This window comes from Nonomuraea diastatica, assembly GCF_004349015.1.
Classification (GTDB): Bacteria; Actinomycetota; Actinomycetes; order Streptosporangiales; family Streptosporangiaceae; genus Nonomuraea; species Nonomuraea diastatica.
In genome coordinates this window covers 1-17,501 of record NZ_SMKP01000088.1, presented here as the reverse complement: position 1 = coordinate 17,501, position 17,501 = coordinate 1, and the positions used below count along the sequence as shown (strand labels likewise).

The 17,501-nt window shown below is 72.2% G+C and carries 11 protein-coding genes and 1 pseudogene; 2 read left to right on the top strand and 10 right to left on the bottom strand.

Annotation, left to right across the window (positions count from 1 at the left end; genetic code table 11):
* Positions 1-4: 4 nt before the first annotated feature.
* From E1294_RS28075 to E1294_RS52990, 7 genes are all read right to left on the bottom strand, one after another.
* Entirely contained in the window at positions 5-1,855 is a 1,851-nt protein-coding gene (locus tag E1294_RS28075; RefSeq protein WP_132513224.1) for a hypothetical protein, read from the bottom strand.
* Positions 1,852-6,024 carry an alpha-(1->3)-arabinofuranosyltransferase gene (locus E1294_RS28070; protein WP_132513222.1) on the bottom strand — a complete coding sequence of 1,391 codons (4,173 nt, stop codon included), beginning with the start codon at positions 6,022-6,024 and terminating at the stop codon, positions 1,852-1,854. The genes E1294_RS28075 and E1294_RS28070 overlap by 4 nt, the downstream gene beginning before the upstream one ends.
* Complete coding sequence (locus tag E1294_RS28065) at positions 6,021-7,232, bottom strand: glycosyltransferase family 4 protein (RefSeq protein ID WP_246083331.1); 1,212 nt, start codon at positions 7,230-7,232, stop codon at positions 6,021-6,023. Before E1294_RS28065 ends, E1294_RS28070 begins: the two co-directional genes overlap by 4 nt.
* Positions 7,233-7,335: 103 nt before the next feature.
* Positions 7,336-7,467 carry a hypothetical protein gene (locus E1294_RS57375; protein WP_281284529.1) on the bottom strand — a complete coding sequence of 44 codons (132 nt, stop codon included), beginning with the start codon at positions 7,465-7,467 and terminating at the stop codon, positions 7,336-7,338.
* A 124-nt stretch (positions 7,468-7,591) separates the two neighbouring features.
* Positions 7,592-9,121, bottom strand: a complete 1,530-nt coding sequence (locus E1294_RS28060; RefSeq protein WP_246083330.1) for an MmpA family trehalose lipid delivery protein — start codon at positions 9,119-9,121, stop codon at positions 7,592-7,594.
* A gap of 73 nt (positions 9,122-9,194) precedes the next feature.
* Positions 9,195-11,432 (bottom strand): acyl-CoA dehydrogenase family protein, encoded by a 2,238-nt coding sequence (locus E1294_RS28055; protein ID WP_132513220.1) that lies wholly within the window; start codon positions 11,430-11,432, stop codon positions 9,195-9,197.
* A gap of 61 nt (positions 11,433-11,493) precedes the next feature.
* Positions 11,494-12,276, bottom strand: coding sequence for an iron-containing alcohol dehydrogenase (locus E1294_RS52990; RefSeq protein WP_165977507.1), 783 nt, complete (start codon positions 12,274-12,276; stop codon positions 11,494-11,496).
* A 641-nt stretch (positions 12,277-12,917) separates the two neighbouring features.
* Between E1294_RS52990 and E1294_RS28045 the strand changes: the two genes are divergently transcribed.
* Positions 12,918-14,348 carry an AMP-binding protein gene (locus E1294_RS28045; RefSeq protein ID WP_132513216.1) on the top strand — a complete coding sequence of 477 codons (1,431 nt, stop codon included), beginning with the start codon at positions 12,918-12,920 and terminating at the stop codon, positions 14,346-14,348.
* A gap of 19 nt (positions 14,349-14,367) precedes the next feature.
* Positions 14,368-15,453, top strand: coding sequence for a S1C family serine protease (locus tag E1294_RS28040; protein ID WP_220447975.1), 1,086 nt, complete (start codon positions 14,368-14,370; stop codon positions 15,451-15,453).
* Positions 15,454-15,462: 9 nt separating this feature from the next.
* Here E1294_RS28040 and E1294_RS28035 read toward each other — a convergent pair whose 3' ends face one another.
* The 3 genes and pseudogenes from E1294_RS28035 to E1294_RS28025 form a co-directional block, all read right to left on the bottom strand.
* Positions 15,463-15,999 (bottom strand): OmpA family protein, encoded by a 537-nt coding sequence (locus tag E1294_RS28035; protein ID WP_132513214.1) that lies wholly within the window; start codon positions 15,997-15,999, stop codon positions 15,463-15,465.
* On the bottom strand, positions 15,983-16,585 hold the full coding sequence (locus tag E1294_RS28030; RefSeq protein WP_132513212.1) for a hypothetical protein: 603 nt from the start codon (positions 16,583-16,585) through the stop codon (positions 15,983-15,985). Before E1294_RS28030 ends, E1294_RS28035 begins: the two co-directional genes overlap by 17 nt.
* A gap of 54 nt (positions 16,586-16,639) precedes the next feature.
* Positions 16,640-17,501, bottom strand: a pseudogene (locus E1294_RS28025) (AfsR/SARP family transcriptional regulator); the annotation flags it as partial.

Sequence of the window (17,501 nt, the reverse complement as noted above, 5' to 3'; positions counted from 1 at the left end):
ACGATCATGGTCGCGGCACCGCCCGCCCGGGTGTCACGTCGCCGACGCACACGCCCGGCGGCAGGTCGTTGATGACGATGCGGTCGGCGCCCGGCTCCGCGAGCACGAACACCCGGCCGAGGCCGGCCCGCAGCGCCACGTCGGTGGCGCGGTCCGCCATCCACAGGGTGACCTTCGTGTCCGCGCGGGCGGCGTACCCGAGTTTGACCAGGGTGCCCTCCGCGCGGGTGACCCGGTTGTCCAGCGGCACCTGGACGGTTCCGCCGGTGACCGGCCAGCACCGGTCCCGGGTGCGCGGAGCGAGCGGGACGCCCTGGACGTCCACGGGCCGCAGGCGACCCTGATCGTCGAAGACCATCCCGTCGAGCGCCGCGGGCGGCGCCTGCATCGTGGCCCTGAGCCGCGGCGGGGCCAGCGCGCCCAGCACCTTCGACGTCAGGCTGTAGGTGCCGTAGCTGCTCGGCAGCACGTCGGGCGGCACGAGCCGGTCGTAGATCACCGTGCCGGGCGCCGCCCTGGCCAGCTCCGCGCGGGCCGTCTCGATGTAGCGGTAGCGCCGTTCCGCGCCCAGGTACCCGGCGAAGGCCGAGACCGACACCAGCGACGCGCCCACGAACAGCCCGAGCGCCGCGCCGCAGACCCCGCTCACCCGTTCCCTGGCGGGCAGCGCCCGCCGGTACGGCTCCGCCTCGCCCGGGAGCGGCAGCAGCACGAGCCCGGCGACCAGGGCGACCAGCGGGACGGCGTCGGCGACGTAGCGCGTGTCCGTGCCGGCGAACGAGCCGAGCAGGTGGACCCGGCCCCAGAGCACCGGAAGGGCGTCGGCGACGAGCACGTAGCCGAGCAGCAGCGCCCACGCCAGGCCGGCGCGCCTGCGGTAGTACGTGGTGACCGCCACCATGGCCGCGAGGGTCACCAGGGAGGCGACCACGACAGGCAGCGGCGGCGAGACGACCCCCCAGTCGTTGCCGGCGAACCACCGCCACGGACCGCCCAGCACGGTCGTGGCGAAGGTGCTGCCCAGCAGCTCCCACAGGAAGCCCGCCACCTGGTCGAAGATCGGCAGCGCCCCGGTGCCGGGCGCCGACGACGACCGCTGGACGTAGAGCGCGCCGAAGCCCGCCAGCACGACCAGCTGCATCGACCAGGCCGCCACGTGCCCGCGCAGCGCACGGCGGAGACCGCCGTGATAGATCGCCGTGAGGGCGAGCAACGCCAGCGGCAGCGCGAAGCCCTTGACGAACCCCAGCAGCCCGAACAGCACCCACAGCGCGGCGGCCACGGCGTGCCGCAACCGGCCGGTCCGCAGGTGGTGCCAGTGCGAGGCGACCGCCATGGGCAGGGCGACCTGCAGGAAGACGGTGTTGAGCCCTGCCGCCCACCACGCGAGCACGGGGACGGTGACGGGTGCGACGAGGAAGACGAGGAGCGGCGCGAGGATCGCGGGCCGGGCGCCGAACACGACGCGGAGCATGCGCAGCACGGCCACGGCGGCGCAGGCGTGCAGCGCCAGGACCATGCCCGCCGCGTACCCCCAGCCGAAGGGCTCCAGCCTGGCCGACAGCCAGGCGAGCAGGAAACCGCCCGGCATGAACTGCCCGAAGTGGATGCGGGTCAGGTAGTCGAAGGAGAGATCGTTCTCCATCGCCCTGGCCACGAACTCGAAGTCGTCCTCCTTGAAGTAGGCGTTCTGGGCGATGGCCGCCTTCCACGCCATGGCCGCGCCGATGAGCACGAGTGCGGCCAGCAGCACCCCGTGCCGACCGGCCCACCGGGACGCCGCCGCGGCGGTGCGGGCGATCGGGGCCGGGACGGTGATGACCATCCCGGTGCGCGGCTCGGTCGTCTGGCTCACGGAACACTCGTCATGGTCGGGCCGCCCGCGGCGACGGGTACGGGAAGTTCGGACGTCCGCGCGGCCCGCCTGGCGGGGATCTCGGCGAGCAACTGCGCGAGGAGGGGCAGGCAGAGGAGCTGCGGCCAGAGGCCGTCGACACCGGCGGCCACCAGGACCGCGGCAGCCATGAAGAGGGCGACGCCGCCCGGCGGACCGAGCAGCAGGCGCCGCCACCGCGGCACGCGCGCGTGCTCGGCCGCGCGCAGCGAACGCGACCACGCCCCCACCGCATAGACGGCGCCGGCGACCCCGGCGCCCACCGGTCCGCCTGTCCAGAAACCCAGCGCGACGGCGAACGGCGCCAGATGGGCCACGCGCAGGCGTGCGGGACGGACCAGGGCCCGATGGCGCGCGGGCGGGGCCGTCCTGACCAGGGCCAGCAGCACGACCAGCAGCGCCAGACCGCCGCCCGCGGCCAGTCCCGCGCGGTAGCGGGAGTCGGGTTCGTACGTGAGCGTGACCGCGCCCGCGACGTGCGACGGGAGGAACCACGCCTGCCGCCAGCCGTCGAGCCGGACCGGCTTGAGCTCGACGGCGCCCAGCCTGGCCCGCCAGCCGGGGTTGAAGTTCTCGTTGACGACCAGGTAGGAGTCCTTCGTGACGCCGACCTGGACCACGCGCTCCCCGGCCTCCCACGACGTCACGGCCACCTCGCCCATCTCCACGGGCGCGACCTCCTGGCCGGCGTCCTCGTGGCGGACGATCGCCGACTCGACGCGGTAGGCGTCGCCCGGCCGCAGGGACAGCCGCGCCTGGCCGGACTCCAGCCGCAGCGGCTCGCAGCTCTCGAACGCGACGGGCTTGCCGGTGACCACGTCGTTCAGCGAGCCGTCGACGATCTTGGTGTGCACGGTCTCGCCACCGGCGGTGAACGTGGGCCCGAACCCGCAGGGCACGCGGAGCGGGAAGCCGGTCAGGGCGCCGAGCGGGCGTACCCCGGGGAACGAGACGTCGGTGATCTCGACGGGCCGGCCGCCCGACGCGCCGAACTCCAGCTCGATCTTCTTCGCCTCCATGGCGGGGAAACGGATGATGCCGTCCCGGCCCACCCAGCTCTGCCTGACGCCGCCCTCGGCGCGGATCGTCACGCGGACGGGAGGAGCCCCGAGGTAGGAGTCGGGCGTGACGACGCGGATGTGCGACAACCGCGTCTTACGAGCCAGCTCGACGCTCAGCGTGGGCTTCGGGTCGAGCGGGTCGGCGAACCACGCGGTCTTCGGGTCTCCGTCGAACGCCCACCGGCCGGCGGCCGCGCCGTGCTCGACCGCCGTCGAGGACGCCCGCACCTTCACGGCGTCGCCGGGCAACGTGGTCAGCCGCTCGATGGCCGTGCGCTCGGTGAGCACCGTACGGCCGGAGAGCTCGTACGAGCCGTCCTCCCTGACGGTGAAGGAGCGGTCGAACCCGTGACCGTCGTCACCCAGGACCTCGTGGCCCTTGGCACAACTCCAGGCGAGCGAGCCCCTGACGCAACCGGGAAAGTCACCGGTCCTGCTGAACGCGACCACAGCGGGCTCGCCAGAGCCCGAGCCCTGTGTGCCCGGGTCCGGCACGAGTCCTTTTGTGCCCGGGTCCGGCACGGTGATGGAGCGGCTGGGGCGCACCCCTGGAATGGTCAGCTCCGTGATCCCGACCCGGCCGCCGAGCCTGGTCTCCGGCTCGTGGGCGGTGGACACCACCTTCAGGCGCAGCCGGTCGACCGGGCCCTCCGGCACCACCAGCTCCTGGGCGTCCGAGGTGGCGCGCACCTTCTGGCGCAGCGCGCCGGTGTCGGTCTCCACCACCACTTCGGCGGGCCGAGGACCGATGGACGAGTTCTCGAAGGAGACCTGGATCGTGGCGACGTCCAGCGGCTCGGTGAGGGCGACCTCGATCCACTCGCCGACCGCGCCGTTCCAGCCGGTGGAACGCCAGCTGGTGCGCCGGTCGCCGTCGAGCGCGGCGAACGGCTGGTGGCCGGGCTCCCTGCTCCCCGGAGCCGCCGTGACGTCCGCCTCGGAGCTGGACGCCGTGACGCTCGCGATCCCGGTGAACGTGGCCGTGGTGAGGTACCGCTCCCACCCCGGGTCCAGGATGTCGTTCGACGGCGAGTCGCCACGGAACGGCTCGGCCGCGGTGAGCGTGGCGCTGGAGTTGCGGCGCAGATCGGGGTAGGCGATCTCGCGCCGGCGCAGCGTGTCAGTCAGCACGGTGTCGTGCCCTGGCACCTCGACGCGGCCGTCGTCGTCGTTGAGCAGCACGGGCCTGTCGTCGTCCAGGAGCCCCTGCTCGGCCAGGTCGAGCACGGCCTCGGGGGCTCCTCCGACGCGCAGCGGGCGGGTGGCGTCGACGGTGCCGACGAGCGGCGCGGCACCGGGCACCTTGTAGATCTCGACCGCGGGGTAGGGCTGGTCCAGCCAGGCGGAGGCCTTGCCGTACTGGCCGATGCCCACGCCCGGGCCCATCCGGGCCGCGAGCTCTATGCCGGGCGAGTCCTCCAGCGCCTGGTGCACGCGCGCCGGCCAGGCCGAGCCGATGGTGGCGCGATCCAGGTCATTACGGACCACCAGGTACGTCACCCCCATGCGGCGCAGCGTGGCCGTGAGCCCCGCGGACCCCACGCCGGCGGACAGGCGATCGTCGACGGCCGCCATCAGCCGCGAGATGCCGGCCGACCCCCACGGCACGATGGTGTGCGTGGCCCAGCGGACCTGCGAGAGCGCCTGCAGCGGCTCGTCGAGCGGGCGCCCCCAGAGGTACTCTCCGCGTTTGGCCCCCGGCACGGCCAGCACCATCCCGTCGCCGGCGTTGCGGCCGACCCAGGAGATGGCCTGCTTCCAGTAGTCGGGGATCGTGGTGAAGCCGCCGGCCGGCGCGAGCCCGGCGTACAGGATGGGCAGGCCCGAGAGCCCCACGAGCCCGGCCGTCACGGCGGTCAGGGGCACGCGCAGGCGCGGGCGCGCCGTGGCCAGGAGACCGGCGACCCCGAGCGCCACGGGCAACCTGATCAGCGCGTCGAACTTGTGCAGGTTGCGGAAGGCGGCGAGCGGGCCGTCCAGCAGCTGCACCATGAGCTCGTGGTGGGGGGTGCCCGGATGGCCCGTGGTGATGACGGCGACCCCGCACAGCAGGCTGATCAGGAGGAAGGGCCGCTCCGGCATCCTGCGGGAGGCGAGGCCTGCCAGGCCCGCCGCCGACACGGCGGCGGTGACCACGATCAGCCACGGGACCGTGGACTGCTGGTGGGCGTCCGGCAGCCAGGTCTGCCCGTCCACGTTGAGGAAGCTGAGCCAGCTCGACGTCCCGCGCAACGTGTTGACCAGTGAGGTGACGCCGGTCGTCGCGCTGGCGGTCTCGATGTAGGGCAGGAAGGAGAAGATGTAGCCGCCGAGCGTCAGCAGCGGCGCGAGCCACCACATCGAGGCGAGCACGATGAGCGGCAGCCACCAGGCGACGAGCCGCCGTTTGTCCGGCCCGCCGCGCCGGGTCAGCAGGTAGAGCAGCGGCACGGCGAGTACGGCGTACTCCGCCACGGCGTTGACGCCCCCGCAGAAGAGGAAGGCGAGCGCCGACAACCCGGCCGCCCGGCGTGCCGACAGCTCGCCTCTGGCGCCCTTGACCAGGGGGAGAACGATCCACGGCAGGACCGCGCTGGGCAGGAACTCCGAGGAGTTGATGCCGATGAGCGCCTGCGCGTGCGGTGCGAGGGCGTACACGAAGCCGGCGATCACGCGGGTGTACGGGCCGCCGACGCGCAGGGCGCGGGCGAGTTGCACCACGCCGAGGAAGGCGGTGCAGAGAACCAGGGACATCCACAACCGCTGGACCATCCAGGAGTCCATGCCCAGCTTGAGACAGAGCGCGTAGAACGGTCCCATGGGGAAGAGGTAGCCGTAGGCCTGGTTCTGCAGGTGGCCGAAGTAGGCGCCGTCCCACAGGTGCAGGGCCCGGCCGAGGAATCCCAGCGGATTGACCGCCATGTCGAGTTTGGTCTCGGGGATGATCTTCTCGGTCGCGGTGTTGAACGCGATGGCGCCGAGCAGGAGGCAGGAGGCGAAGAGCCGCAGCCTGTGCCTGACCCGGATCTCGTAGCTCTCGGCGGCGGGCTCCGCGAGTTCTTCGTGGAGTCCAGGCGAGGCTTGGGTCACTGATAGGCTCCGCCGCGATCTTGGAGTTTCGCCAGGATAAGTCCGGTTATGCTAGCCCCAGTTCGGGCCCACGTAAATTCCCGGGCCCAGGCCCGGCAGGCGTCGGCCACCTCGGCCCTGCGGCACGGGTCCGACAGCTCCTTCAGCGCCCGTTCGACCACGTCGGCCAGGCACTCGTCCTCGCCCACGAGCCATCCGGTGACGCCGTGGCGCACGGAGTCGCGCAGTCCCGCCACGTCGTAGGCCACCGTCGGGACCCCGAGGGCGGCGGCCTCGATCACGGTCAGGCCCCAGCCTTCGAACTCCGAGGCCGTCACGTTGAGGTGCGCGGCGCCGAGCAGCGCGTTCTTACGCGCCGCCGGCAGGTATCCGTGCAACACGGCCCGCCCGTGGAGCCCGTTGTCCACGATCCGCCGGGCCAGCGGGCCCTGTTCCGGGCCGCGCCCGATGACGTGCACGGTCAGCCCCGGCCACGACGTGTCAAGGCGGGCGGCCAGATCGACGACCCGCTCGATGCGCTTGTGCCCGACGAGCCGCCCCGCGTACACGATCGTGGGCTCGCCCTGTTCTGGCTCCGGCGTGACCGTCTCGGGCTCGGCGCAGCCGTTGGGCACGACGGTGATCGGGGCGAGCCAGCGCAGCTTCCCGGCCAGCTCCTGCTTGGACGACTCCGAGACGGTGATCGTCAGGCAGCGGCGGTAGAGCAGCCGGGCGACCGGCCCCTCGACGAAGCAGCCGATCCTGGCCAGCCAGCGCGGGAGGAAGGCGTGGAACTGCCGGTCGTGGACGTGGTGGACGAGGCAGAGCACGGGTGTGCGGCGGCGTACGACGAGGGGCGAGAAGAAGGGGATGCCGTTCATCGTGTCGATGACGGCGTCGACCCGGCGCCGGCGGAACAACAACCAGAGCGGCACCAGCACATAGACCAGGTAGGGGTTGCCCATCCTGCGCAGCCGGATGCCCTCCAGGATCTCGGCGCGCCGCTGTCCCCGCTGGCGGCCGGTCACGAAGGTCACCACGGCCCCCTGGGCCAGCAGGAACCGGCTGACCTGCCAGGCGTACTCCTCGGCGCCGCCGGCGGTCGACTGCCGGGGCTCGCGGAAGTTGAGCATGGCGACGCGGATTCCCGAGAGAGGCCGCTCTCCCCCTTCGCCGCCGGCCCGCGGCGCGGGCGGGGCTGCCGCCTCCGGCTCACCGGTAAAGACCACCGTCACTCCTCACAGCGGGCGCGCGGGCATGGCGAAGCCAGCCCCTGTGCTGTTGAGCTGGTACGACGCCGTTGAGCTGGTACGACCCGTCAAAGGGACAGGGTCACCTGGTGCCGTAGTTGTAGAGCGGCTGGTTCGGCGGGGTCAGGGTGGGTGACGCCACATTGACCACGGCGACGGAGGCTCCGACCGCCAGCAGAGCTCCGATGGCCAGGGCCACGAGAAGTCGCAACAACAGAGCACTCCTTCCGATCTGTGGCGCAGTGTGCCGAGACTAGAACCTGTTCCGCCCCGAATCCATAACATTGGTCAAACCGTGATAAAGCAAGTTACCCTCCGGTATATCACGAAACAGCCGGTCAACGCCGCAGCAAGTGGAGCTCTTCACCGCGGAAAACCGTCTTCCAGCCGGCCGGTTCGAGGGAGAACTCGTTCTGACTCGCCGCCACCAGGACGTACCTGGCGGGCAGGCCCGCGTAGTCACCGGCGGCCAGGAGCCCGGCGACGCGCCGGTTGAGCGGGTCCTCGCCGCGTACGCGCAGCCGGCCGCCGTCCGGCAGGCCGACGAAGAGGGTGTCGTCCGCGATCACCCGGCGCTCGAAGAGCTTGGTCGCCGGATCGAGCACGACCCGGCCGCCGTTCCAGGCGAAGGCCCGGTGCGCGCCCCAGGGCAACGACACCAGCGCGCCGGGGGCCGGGTCGTCGTTGACGATCCGCTGCACGGCCCGCCACTCGGGCGGGTACGTGGCCACCCCCAGCCGCCCGAACGCCCCGAACGCCAGCGTGGGCAGCACCAGCACCGGCGCCACCACTCCTACGAGCGCCGGCGCGCCCGACCGCAGCGCCGCAGCCAGGCCGAGCGCCGTCACCAGGACGAGCGGCGCCAGATAGACCTGGCCGTCGCGCAGCGGCCCGAATCCCGGCCACAGCGCGATGAGCGCTTTGAGCGCTTCCCGCCCCGCCGGGAACGCCCCCAGCGCGGCGACGCAGAACCCGGCCGCGGCCGCCACGGCGAGCCCGCCCCACCACGCGGGCCGGTCGGGGCGGGAGCGGAGCCGGGCGTACCCGAAGAGGCCGGCCGCGACCAGGAGCAGGCGCGTGGTGGCGGACCACCACGACTCCTGGCCGGGCGGCCCCGCGTCGGCGCTCCAGATGCCGCCCAGCGAGAGGAGGCTGACCAGCACGCCGAAGGGACCGTCGGCGCGGGCCGCGAACGCGTCCACCCCTGCCGGGTCCGTCACCGCGCCCGAGCCGAGCGCGGGAAGCGCCCACGGAAGGCTGTACACCACCAGGAGCCCGGCCACCACGGGCACTCTGCGGCGCGCGACGGCGATCGGCATCAGCGTGAGCGCCGAGATCAGCATCGCCTGGAACCCGCCGATCGCCGCGGGGAGGAGCGCCGCCGCCAGGCGGGTCCAGCGCAGGCCCGTGGCCCGCACCGCCCATGGCAGCCCGGCCACGCCGAGCAGCAGCGCCCACTGGCCGAGCATGAGCCGCTGCGCGAGATAGATGTTCCAGGCGAAGCAGGCCGCGGCGACCAGCCGGGCCAGCCTGCGCTCCGGCGGCACCAGCGCCGCCGCGCCGGTCGCGGCCAGCACGAAGATCCCGGCCAGCAGCCCCTTCTGCACGATCTCCACGGGCAGCGCCCGGGACGCGATCGCCACGACCAGGTCGCTGGGCACGGCGCGGGGGAATCCGCCGCGGTCCGGCAGCAGCGGCGCGTCGGGCACGAAGAGCAGGTCGTACCTGAGCACCAGGCCCCAGCCCAGTGCGGGCCCCAGGGCCAGCGCCGCCAGGGCCGCGCCGAGCAGCGCGGGCGCCGTCCGCGCGAACGTCAGGCGCGCGCGGACGGCTGCCGGGGGCACGGGCGACGGCCGCTCGACGTCCACCGCGGCACCGCCTCTCCCCTGCCCCCGGACATTCCAGGCACAGGGGAGAGTAGCCGCCACAGGCTCACATGCGTTACTTACCGGGCTCAGGGTCTCTCGGCAGGCCGAGCATGCGCTCGCCGATGATGTTGAGCTGCACCTCGGTGGTGCCGCCGTAGATGGTCATCGCGCGGGTGGCGAGCACCGCCCGGTTCCAGTAGCCGGCGTCGCCGAGCTTCATGTCGGCGGCCGTCACCGCCGCCGGACCGAGCAGTTCCACGGCGGTCTCGGACACGTGCTGGGCGTGGGAGGTCGACAGCAGCTTGCGTACGGAGGCGTCCGCGCCCGGCTCGGAGCCGGCCAGCTGCTTGAGGGTGACCCGCAACGACAGCGCGTTGATGGAGTGGCCCTCGCAGACCACCCCGGCCACCTGCTGCGCCTCCGAGGGCGACACCTCGCGGCCGAGCCGCCCGGCCAGGCCGAGCAGGTCGGGCACGGAGGCGCCGGTGCCGCCCGAGCCGGACGACAGCGAGACCCGCTCGTTGGACAGCGTGTTGCGGGCGACCTTCCACCCCTCGCCGACCTCGCCCACGACCAGGTCGTCGGGGACGAACACGTCGTCGAGGAAGACCTCGTTGAACAGGTTCTCGCCGGTCATCTCGGTCAGCGGCCGGACCGTGACGCCGGGGGCCTTCATGTCGACCAGGAAGTACGTGATGCCCTCGTGCTTGGAGCCCTCGCCAGAGTTGCGGGCGATGCAGATGCCCCACTCGGCCACGTGCGCGACGGAGGTCCAGATCTTCTGGCCGGTGAGCTTCCAGCCGCCCTCGACCGACTCCGCCTTCATCTGCAGCGAGGCCAGGTCGGATCCGGCGCCGGGCTCGGAGAACAGCTGGCACCAGATCATCTCTCCGCTGAGCGTCTTGGGCAGGAACCGTTCCTGCTGCTCCTGGGTGCCGTACGTGGCGATGGACGGCACCACCCAGGCACCGATGATCATCTGGGGCAGCCGGACCTTCGCGGCCCTGAGCTCCTGCGCGATCAGCACCTGCTCGAGCGGCTTGGCGTCGCGGCCCCACGGCCTGGGCAGATGGGGCATGACGAAACCGCGGGAGGCGAGCGCCCGCTTCTGCTCCTTGCCCTCCAGCCCGGCGATCTCCGCGATCTCGGCGCGGATCGACTCGCGCAGCTCCCCCGCGTCCTCCGGCAGGTCGATCTCCATCGAGCGGGAGACACCCTGCAGGGAGAGCGAGGCGACCGTGGCGGCCCACTCGGACGACGAGCCGAGCAGGGCCCGCAGGGTGAGCGCGCGGCGATAGTAGAGGTGCACGTCGTGCTCGAAGGTGTAGCCGATGCCGCCGAACGTCTGGATGGCGTCCTTCGCGCACTGGATGGCCGCGTCGGGCGCCATCACGCCGGCGACGGCCGCGGCGAACTCCAGCTCCTTCGCCGCGCTGACGGTCGCGCTCTCGGGGGCCTCCACCTGCTCCCCGGGACCGGCGCGCCGCTCCGCCGCCCTGGTGGCGTCCCAGACCGTGGCACGGGCCTGCTCCAGCGCGACCAGCATGCGGGAGAGCTTGTGCTTGATGCCCTGGAACTGCCCGATCGGGCGGCCGAACTGCACGCGTACCTTGGCGTACTCCGCGGCCGCCGTGACGCACCACGAGGCCAGTCCCGCCGCCTCCGCGCCGAGCACGATCGCCGCCAGGTTGCGGACGTCGGTGCCCTCGACGCCGTCGAGCACCCGCTCCGCTGGCACGGCCGCGTCCGCGAGCTCCACCCGGGCCACCGGCCTGGTCAGGTCGAGCGACGGGAGCGCGGTGACCGTGGCTGCGGAGGCGTCGACCACGACCCACTCCTCGCCCTCCGGCGTGGTCACCGGCAACACCAGCACGTCCGCCAGGGAGCCGCCGAGCACGGGCTCGGCCGTGCCGGAGACGACCAGGGAGCCGTCGTCGTCACGGATGCCGGTCAGTGAGCCGGTCAGGGCGACAGCGCCCGTGAGCGTGCCGTCGCCGAGGCCCTCCAGCAGATCGTGCCGCTTGGAGGCGTGGATCACCGCGCCGGCCAGCACGGTCGGCACGTACGGCCCCGGCGCCATCCGCTCGGCCAGCGCCTCCACGGCCACGGCGGTCTCCAGCAGCCCGTAGCCGGACCCACCCGACTCCTCGGGCAGGTGCAAGCCGAGCAGCCCCTGCTCGGCGAGCCCCGGCCAGAACGGCGGGCGGCCGTCCACCTCGGCGCGCAGCAGTTCCGCCGGGATGTTGCGCTCCGCCCAGCCGCTCACCGACTCGCGGAGCGCCCCGTGCTCCTCGCTCAAACCGATCGCCATGCTCATCCTCCAGCCAGGTCCGGCGCCATGCCAGAACCATATTCTAGAGGATGCTTCTGGCCTAGAGCGGGCGAACCTTCTTCACGATGGTGCTCAGGTCACGCCAGCGCTCCTTGTTCGTCTCGGGAATGGAGGCCATGAGCAACGTCGGCTTCGTCCTGCCCACCTCGACCACCGTCACCATGGCCTGGGCGACCTGCTCCTTGCCGTCGAAGGTGTAGGTGACCTTGTAGCCGAGCGTCCATCCCTTGCCGACCGGGATCTTCTGCGAGGCCGTCCACGCGAGCGTGGCTCCCTTGGGATATTGCGTGCGGATGGTCCAGCGGGCCGCTTCCGTGGCGATCGCGCGGTAGTCGGCGTTGGAGGACGGCTTCTTGTCCGGCGCGTCGCCGGGGTATTTCGCCGAGGCGATCAACGTGTGCGGGATGGCCACCTCGCCGATCCGCTGCGCGATCGAGAACGGCGGGAACGACCTGGCCTTCCACGGTGAGGCCAGGCGTGGATATTTGATCCCGGTGTTCTTGTCGGTGATGGTGCCGGTGACCTTGGCCGCCTTGCCGGACAACGTCGGGAACTTCTTGCTCTCCGGCACCGGCGGCAACACGATCGGGCTCTCGGTGACCGTCGGGCTGGCCGACGCCGACGGGGTGGCCGAGCTCGGCACGGGAGCGACGGCGACTACCTCCTCCGGCTGCCCCTGGTTGGCGGGCACGTCGCCGGAGAAGACCACGAAGACCAGCAGCACGGCCAGGACGGTCGCGAGGCTCGCGCCGGCCAGGTAGACGACCTTGATCGGGATGTCGCCGAGACCGCGGGACGCCGGCTTGGCCGTGCGCTGCGGCACCGGATGAGCCTGCGGCTGCATGAACGGCTGCGCGGGTGGCGGCTGGTGCGGTGGCAGATTCCGTGGCTGATTCGGCGGCTGATTCGGGGGCTGATTCGGCGGCTGATTCGGCGGCTGATTCGGCGGCTGGTGCAGGGGCCGCGGAGGCTGGTGACCACCCTGGCCGCCCTGGCCACCGGGGCCGCCCTGAGGCGGGTTCCCGGCACCCGGGGGCCGGCTCCCGGCGTTCGGCGGCTGGTTCCCGGCACTCGCAGGCTGGCTTCCGGCATTCGGTGCCTGGTTCCCCGACCGGCCCGGCGCCTGGTTTCCGGCATTCGGCGCCTGGTTCCCAGCCTGACCAGGCGGCTGGCTCTGCGGCGGGTCGCCGCCCTGCCCGGGCGGCTGGCCGCCGGGCCGGCTCTGGGGCTGCTTCGTGGGTTGACCAGCGGGTTTCACCGGAGTGGACGACCCCTGCGCCGACGGCCGGGCGATCTGGACCGTCTCCTCGGCGGGCAGGACGATCTTGCGGAACGGGGTGGTGGGTGGATCATGTTCAGGTCTCTGGTCGCCGACGTCCGCCATGGCCTTGAGGTTACGTCACGTCGGCGAGGCATAAATCCTCTATTCCCCTTGCAGAATCTTATTCTGTAGGGTCAGCGAACATGAGGGGTTTCTACGAGATCGCGGCCAACGACCCTGAACGCCCCGCCCTGCTCGGCGACAAGGAGGTCGCCTACGGAGCGCTGCTCGACCGTGTGAACCGAGCGTCCAACGGACTGACCGTGCGCGGAACCGGCCCTGGCGACTGCGTGGTCACCGTGCTGAAGAACGGGCTCGACGCCCTCACCATGATGCTGGCGACCTACCAGATCGGCGCGTACCTGGTGCCGGTCAACTGGCACTACACGGCCGAGGAGATCGACTACATCGTGACCGACTGCGGCGCCACCGCGGTGATCGCACCGGACGCGCTCACGGTCGACGACCTCGTGACCGGCGCGCCCGCCGTCGCCCCCGAGCACCGCAGGGCCGGATCGATGATGCTCTACACCTCGGGCACCACGGGCCGGCCCAAGGGCGTGCGGCGGCGGCTGCTGGACCTGACGCCCGAGGAGCTGTACCCGATCCTGATGCGCAAGAGCTGGCGGCACTTCGGGCTGCCGATGGGCGGGGTGCACCTGGTGTGCTCGCAGCTCTACCACTCGGCGCCGTACGGGCAGGCGATGATGGCGCTGCAGTTCGGGCACGCGATCGTGGCACCGGAACGGTTCGAGGCGGCCGGCGCGCTGCGGCTGATCGAGCGGCACCGGGTGACGAACGCCTTCATGGTGCCCACGATGTTCCACCGGCTGCTCGGGGTGAGCGACCGGGAGTCGTACGACCTGTCGTCCCTCACCCACCTCTACCACGGCGCCGCGCCGTGCCCGCCGGCCGTCAAGAAGGCGATGATCGACTGGCTGGGACCGGTGTTGTGGGAGTACTACGGCTCCACCGAGGCGGCTGTGGTGACCATGGTGTCCTCGCAGGAGTGGCTGGCCAGGCCGGGCACGGTCGGCAGGGCGCTGGACGGCATGACGTTCACGATCGTCGGCGAGGACGGCGAGGAGGTGCCGCCCGGCTCGCCGGGCCAGGTGTACGTCGACGGGATCAACCGGTTCGCATACCACCGCGACCCCGGCAAGACGGCGGCGGCCATGCGGGGGCGGGCGTACACCCCGGGGGACATCGGCTATCTCGACGACGACGGCTACCTGTTCCTGCTCGACCGCCGGACCGACCTGATCATCTCCGGCGGGGTCAACATCTATCCGGCCGAGATCGAGGCGGCGCTGATGGAGCACCCGTCCGTGGCGGACGTCGCTGTGATCGGCGTGCCCGACCCCGAGTGGGGGCAGAAGGTCGTGGCGCTCGTGCAGCCCGCGGCGGGCGTCTCGGGTGGCGCGGAGCTCACCGCCGATCTGCTGCGCCACTGCGAGCCCCGGCTGGCCCGGATGAAACATCCGCGGGTGATCGAATACCGCGCGTCGTTGCCGCGTACGCCGACAGGCAAGCTGAGCAGGCGCAACGTCCGAGAAGCGTATCTTTCAAGATGAGCTGGGCACAAAGCCCTGTATGAGGGAGTTCGTCGCAGGACTAGCGGCCGCCGCGATGTTGCTCGCAGGCTGCGGGGCGCCCCCGCAGCCACCGGGTGCCACCACACCGACGGGAACGGGCACCACCTCGCCGGCCGAGACCGCCTCCCCGACCGACTCGCCCACAGTGGCGCGGCTCCCGCTCGAGGCGGCGTACGAGCGGGTCATCACGAACGTCCTGCCGTCCATCGTGCAGATCACCACGAAGGTGGGCCTCGGATCCGGCGTCGTGTTCGACACGGCCGGGCACATCGTCACCAACGCGCACGTGGTCGGCCAGGCCGAGGAGATGGAGGTCACGCTCGCCAGCGGCGGCCCGCCGCGCCCGGCCAAGCTCGTCGAGACGTTCCCCCTGGGAGACCTCGCGGTGATCAAGGTGGACCGGCCCGACGGCCTGCGGCCGGCGAAGTTCGGCGACTCGTCGAAGCTGCGGGTCGGGCAGATCGTCCTCGCCATGGGCAACCCGCTGGGGTTCTCGGGCAGCGTGACGAACGGCATCGTCTCGGCGGTCGGCCGTACGGTCACAGAACCGCAGTCCGCCGGCTCACCCGGAGCCACGATCGCCGGGGCGATCCAGACCTCGGCCGCGATCAACCCCGGCAACAGCGGCGGCGCACTCGTGGACCTGTCGGGTCAGGTGATCGGCATCCCGACCCTCGCCGCCACGGACCCCGACCTCGGCGGGGGCGCGGCTCCCGGCATCGGCTTCGCGATCCCCAGCAACACCGCCACCGACATCGCCGCCCAGATCGTCAAGGACGGCAAGGTCACCAACACCCACCGGGCGGCGCTGGGCATCAGGGGCAGCACGATCGTCGGCGACGACGGGCAGCCCTCCGGCGTGGGCGTCGCCGGGGTCGAGCGCGGCGGGGGCGCGGAGAAGGCCGGCATCCGGGCGGGCGACGTGATCGTCTCGATCAACGACGAGGAGACGCCGACCATGGCCGAGCTGGCCGAGGCCATCACGGCGTTCGAGCCCGGCGACGAGGTGCGCGTGGGGGTCATCCGCTCGGGTGGGAAGCGGGAGACGATCACCGTGACGCTGGGGCAGTTGCAGGGCGATTGACCCCCGGGATCACTGCTTGGCGGTGAAGACGATCTCGACGCGGCGGTTCCTGGCCCGGTTCTTCTCCATGGGCTTGCCGTCCACCAGGTTGGGCAGCTTGGGCCGGCTCTCGCCGTACCCCTTCGCCTGGAGCGTCACGCCCGAACCGGTCAGCAACCCGCGCACGGCCGCCTGGACGGCCCGCGCCCGGCGCTGCGAGAGCGTGACGTTGTAGGAGTCGCTCCCCTGGTCGTCCGTGTGCCCCTCGATCTTGACGACGCCGCCCGCGCCCTCCGCGTCGATCTTCCCGGCGACCTCTTTGAGCCGCTGCTCGGCCTTGCCGGTCAGCTTCCACTTGTCCAGCTCGAACAGTACGTCGCTGGTGAGCGCGACCGTCACCTCGCGGCCCTGCTTGGACTCGCTCTGCGTGCCGTCCAGCGACTCGACCTCGCCGATGACGTCCTCCACGGGCAGCACGAGGTCCTCCACCACCCCGGTCGCGTCCGGAGGCGTGCTGGGCGCCGGCGACACCACGAGGGACAACGCGAGGCTAAGAGATCGGAACATCGGTGAACACGCCGAACATCGGCATCTCGACGTTGATCTTCGTGACGTCGGCGGGCGGGGCGGCGAAGACCGCGTACAACGTGGACGAGTCGCCCTTCTCCAGGAACTGGCCCTGGGTGCCCGAGCACACGCACTCGGCGTCTTCGCCCGTGCCGTTGCGGGCCACCCGGTAGCGCTTGGCGTTGACCGGGTCGATCAGGGAGACGGCCGACACGGTGAAGTCGAGTGGGCTCTCGCTCATGCCGTTGTGCAGGTTGACCTTGCCGTCGAGGGCGGTGACCGTCCAGTTGAGGCTGATCGTCCTGCCCTGGCGTTGGAGCGCGGTGACGTCGACCTTGGCCTTGCCGTACGTGTTGCCGGCGCCGACGTTCGTCTCCCGGGTGGAGATCGCCTCCGTCTCCTGCGGGGGCGCGCTCTGCTGCCCCGCTGGCCGGCTCTGCCGCTCCTCCGCGGAGGAGGACTCCGGCGCCTCCGGGGCGGTGGTCTGCGGCTGCCTCTCCTCGCCCCCGCCGCCCGGCTGGCCGGGAAGCATGCCGCAGCCCGCCAGTGCGACGGCCGCGAGGGTCAACGCGATCGTCTTACGCATATCGTGATCACCTTCGTCCTCGGGGATGTGACCCTCACCGTAGGAAAGCGACCTTCAGGATGTGCATAGTCCGCTTCGCCTGCGCGTTTCTTGTGCGAGCCGCTGGGCCTCGGCCTTGCCCTGGTCATCACCGAGGCCGTCAAACTCTCCCATAGCACTCATAAGGGCCTCAAGCGCCCCTTCGAGATCGGCCAGGTCGAGCATCGCCCGGGCCAGGGCCAGCAGCGCCTGCGCGGCGCCCCTCCGGTCCCCGTACGAGGTGAAGGTCTTCAGCGCCGCCCGCGCCGAGGCCTCCGCCTCGGCGGGAACCCCCTCCGTCCTGGAGAGCTCGGCCAGCACGAGCAGCACCCCCGCCTCGCCCAGCGGATCACCCAACTCCCGGTACGCGGCCAGGCTCGCCTCCAGCGGGCCCGCGTCCATGCGCAGCGCGCCGAGAGCGCGTAAGGCGTCGGCCCTGCCGCGCCGGTCGCCCGCCTCATCGAAGACCTGGAGCGCACGGGTGAAGGCCCGCTCGGCCTCGTCCGCGCGTGTCTGGACCAGGCCGAGCCGCAGCGTGATCCGGGCCAGCTCCAGCCCTTCGACCAGCGGCTGCGCCGCCCGCAACGCCGCCGCGGCCGCCTCGGTGCGCCCCTCGGCCCTGTGCAGATCGGCCAGGCCGCGCAGCAGCAGCGCCTCGCCCTGCCGGTGGCCCGCCGCCCTGGCCGCGTCGAGGCCGGTCGCCGTCGTGGCGTGCCAGTCGTCGTGGTGCGCGCCCAGCTCGAACAGCGGGGTCAGGTAGAACGCCAGCCGCCATGCGGCCTCGTGCAGACCTGCCCGGAAGAAGTCGTCGACGGTGGCCACCAGGAGCCGGCGCTCGGCGCTCAACCACCGTGCCTCCTGCCGTGCCTCCCCCCGCCGTGCCCACCCGGTCTCCAGC

Bases quoted from the DNA above. Each gene is read 5' to 3' on its own strand.
- E1294_RS28055 (WP_132513220.1), bottom strand. From the start codon at position 11,432: ATGGCGATCGGTTTGAGCGAGGAGCACGGGGCGCTCCGCGAGTCGGTG.
- E1294_RS28045 (WP_132513216.1), top strand. From the start codon at position 12,918: ATGAGGGGTTTCTACGAGATCGCGGCCAACGACCCTGAACGCCCCGCC.
- E1294_RS28040 (WP_220447975.1), top strand. From the start codon at position 14,368: ATGAGGGAGTTCGTCGCAGGACTAGCGGCCGCCGCGATGTTGCTCGCA.
- E1294_RS28035 (WP_132513214.1), bottom strand. From the start codon at position 15,999: ATGTTCCGATCTCTTAGCCTCGCGTTGTCCCTCGTGGTGTCGCCGGCG.
- E1294_RS28030 (WP_132513212.1), bottom strand. From the start codon at position 16,585: ATGCGTAAGACGATCGCGTTGACCCTCGCGGCCGTCGCACTGGCGGGC.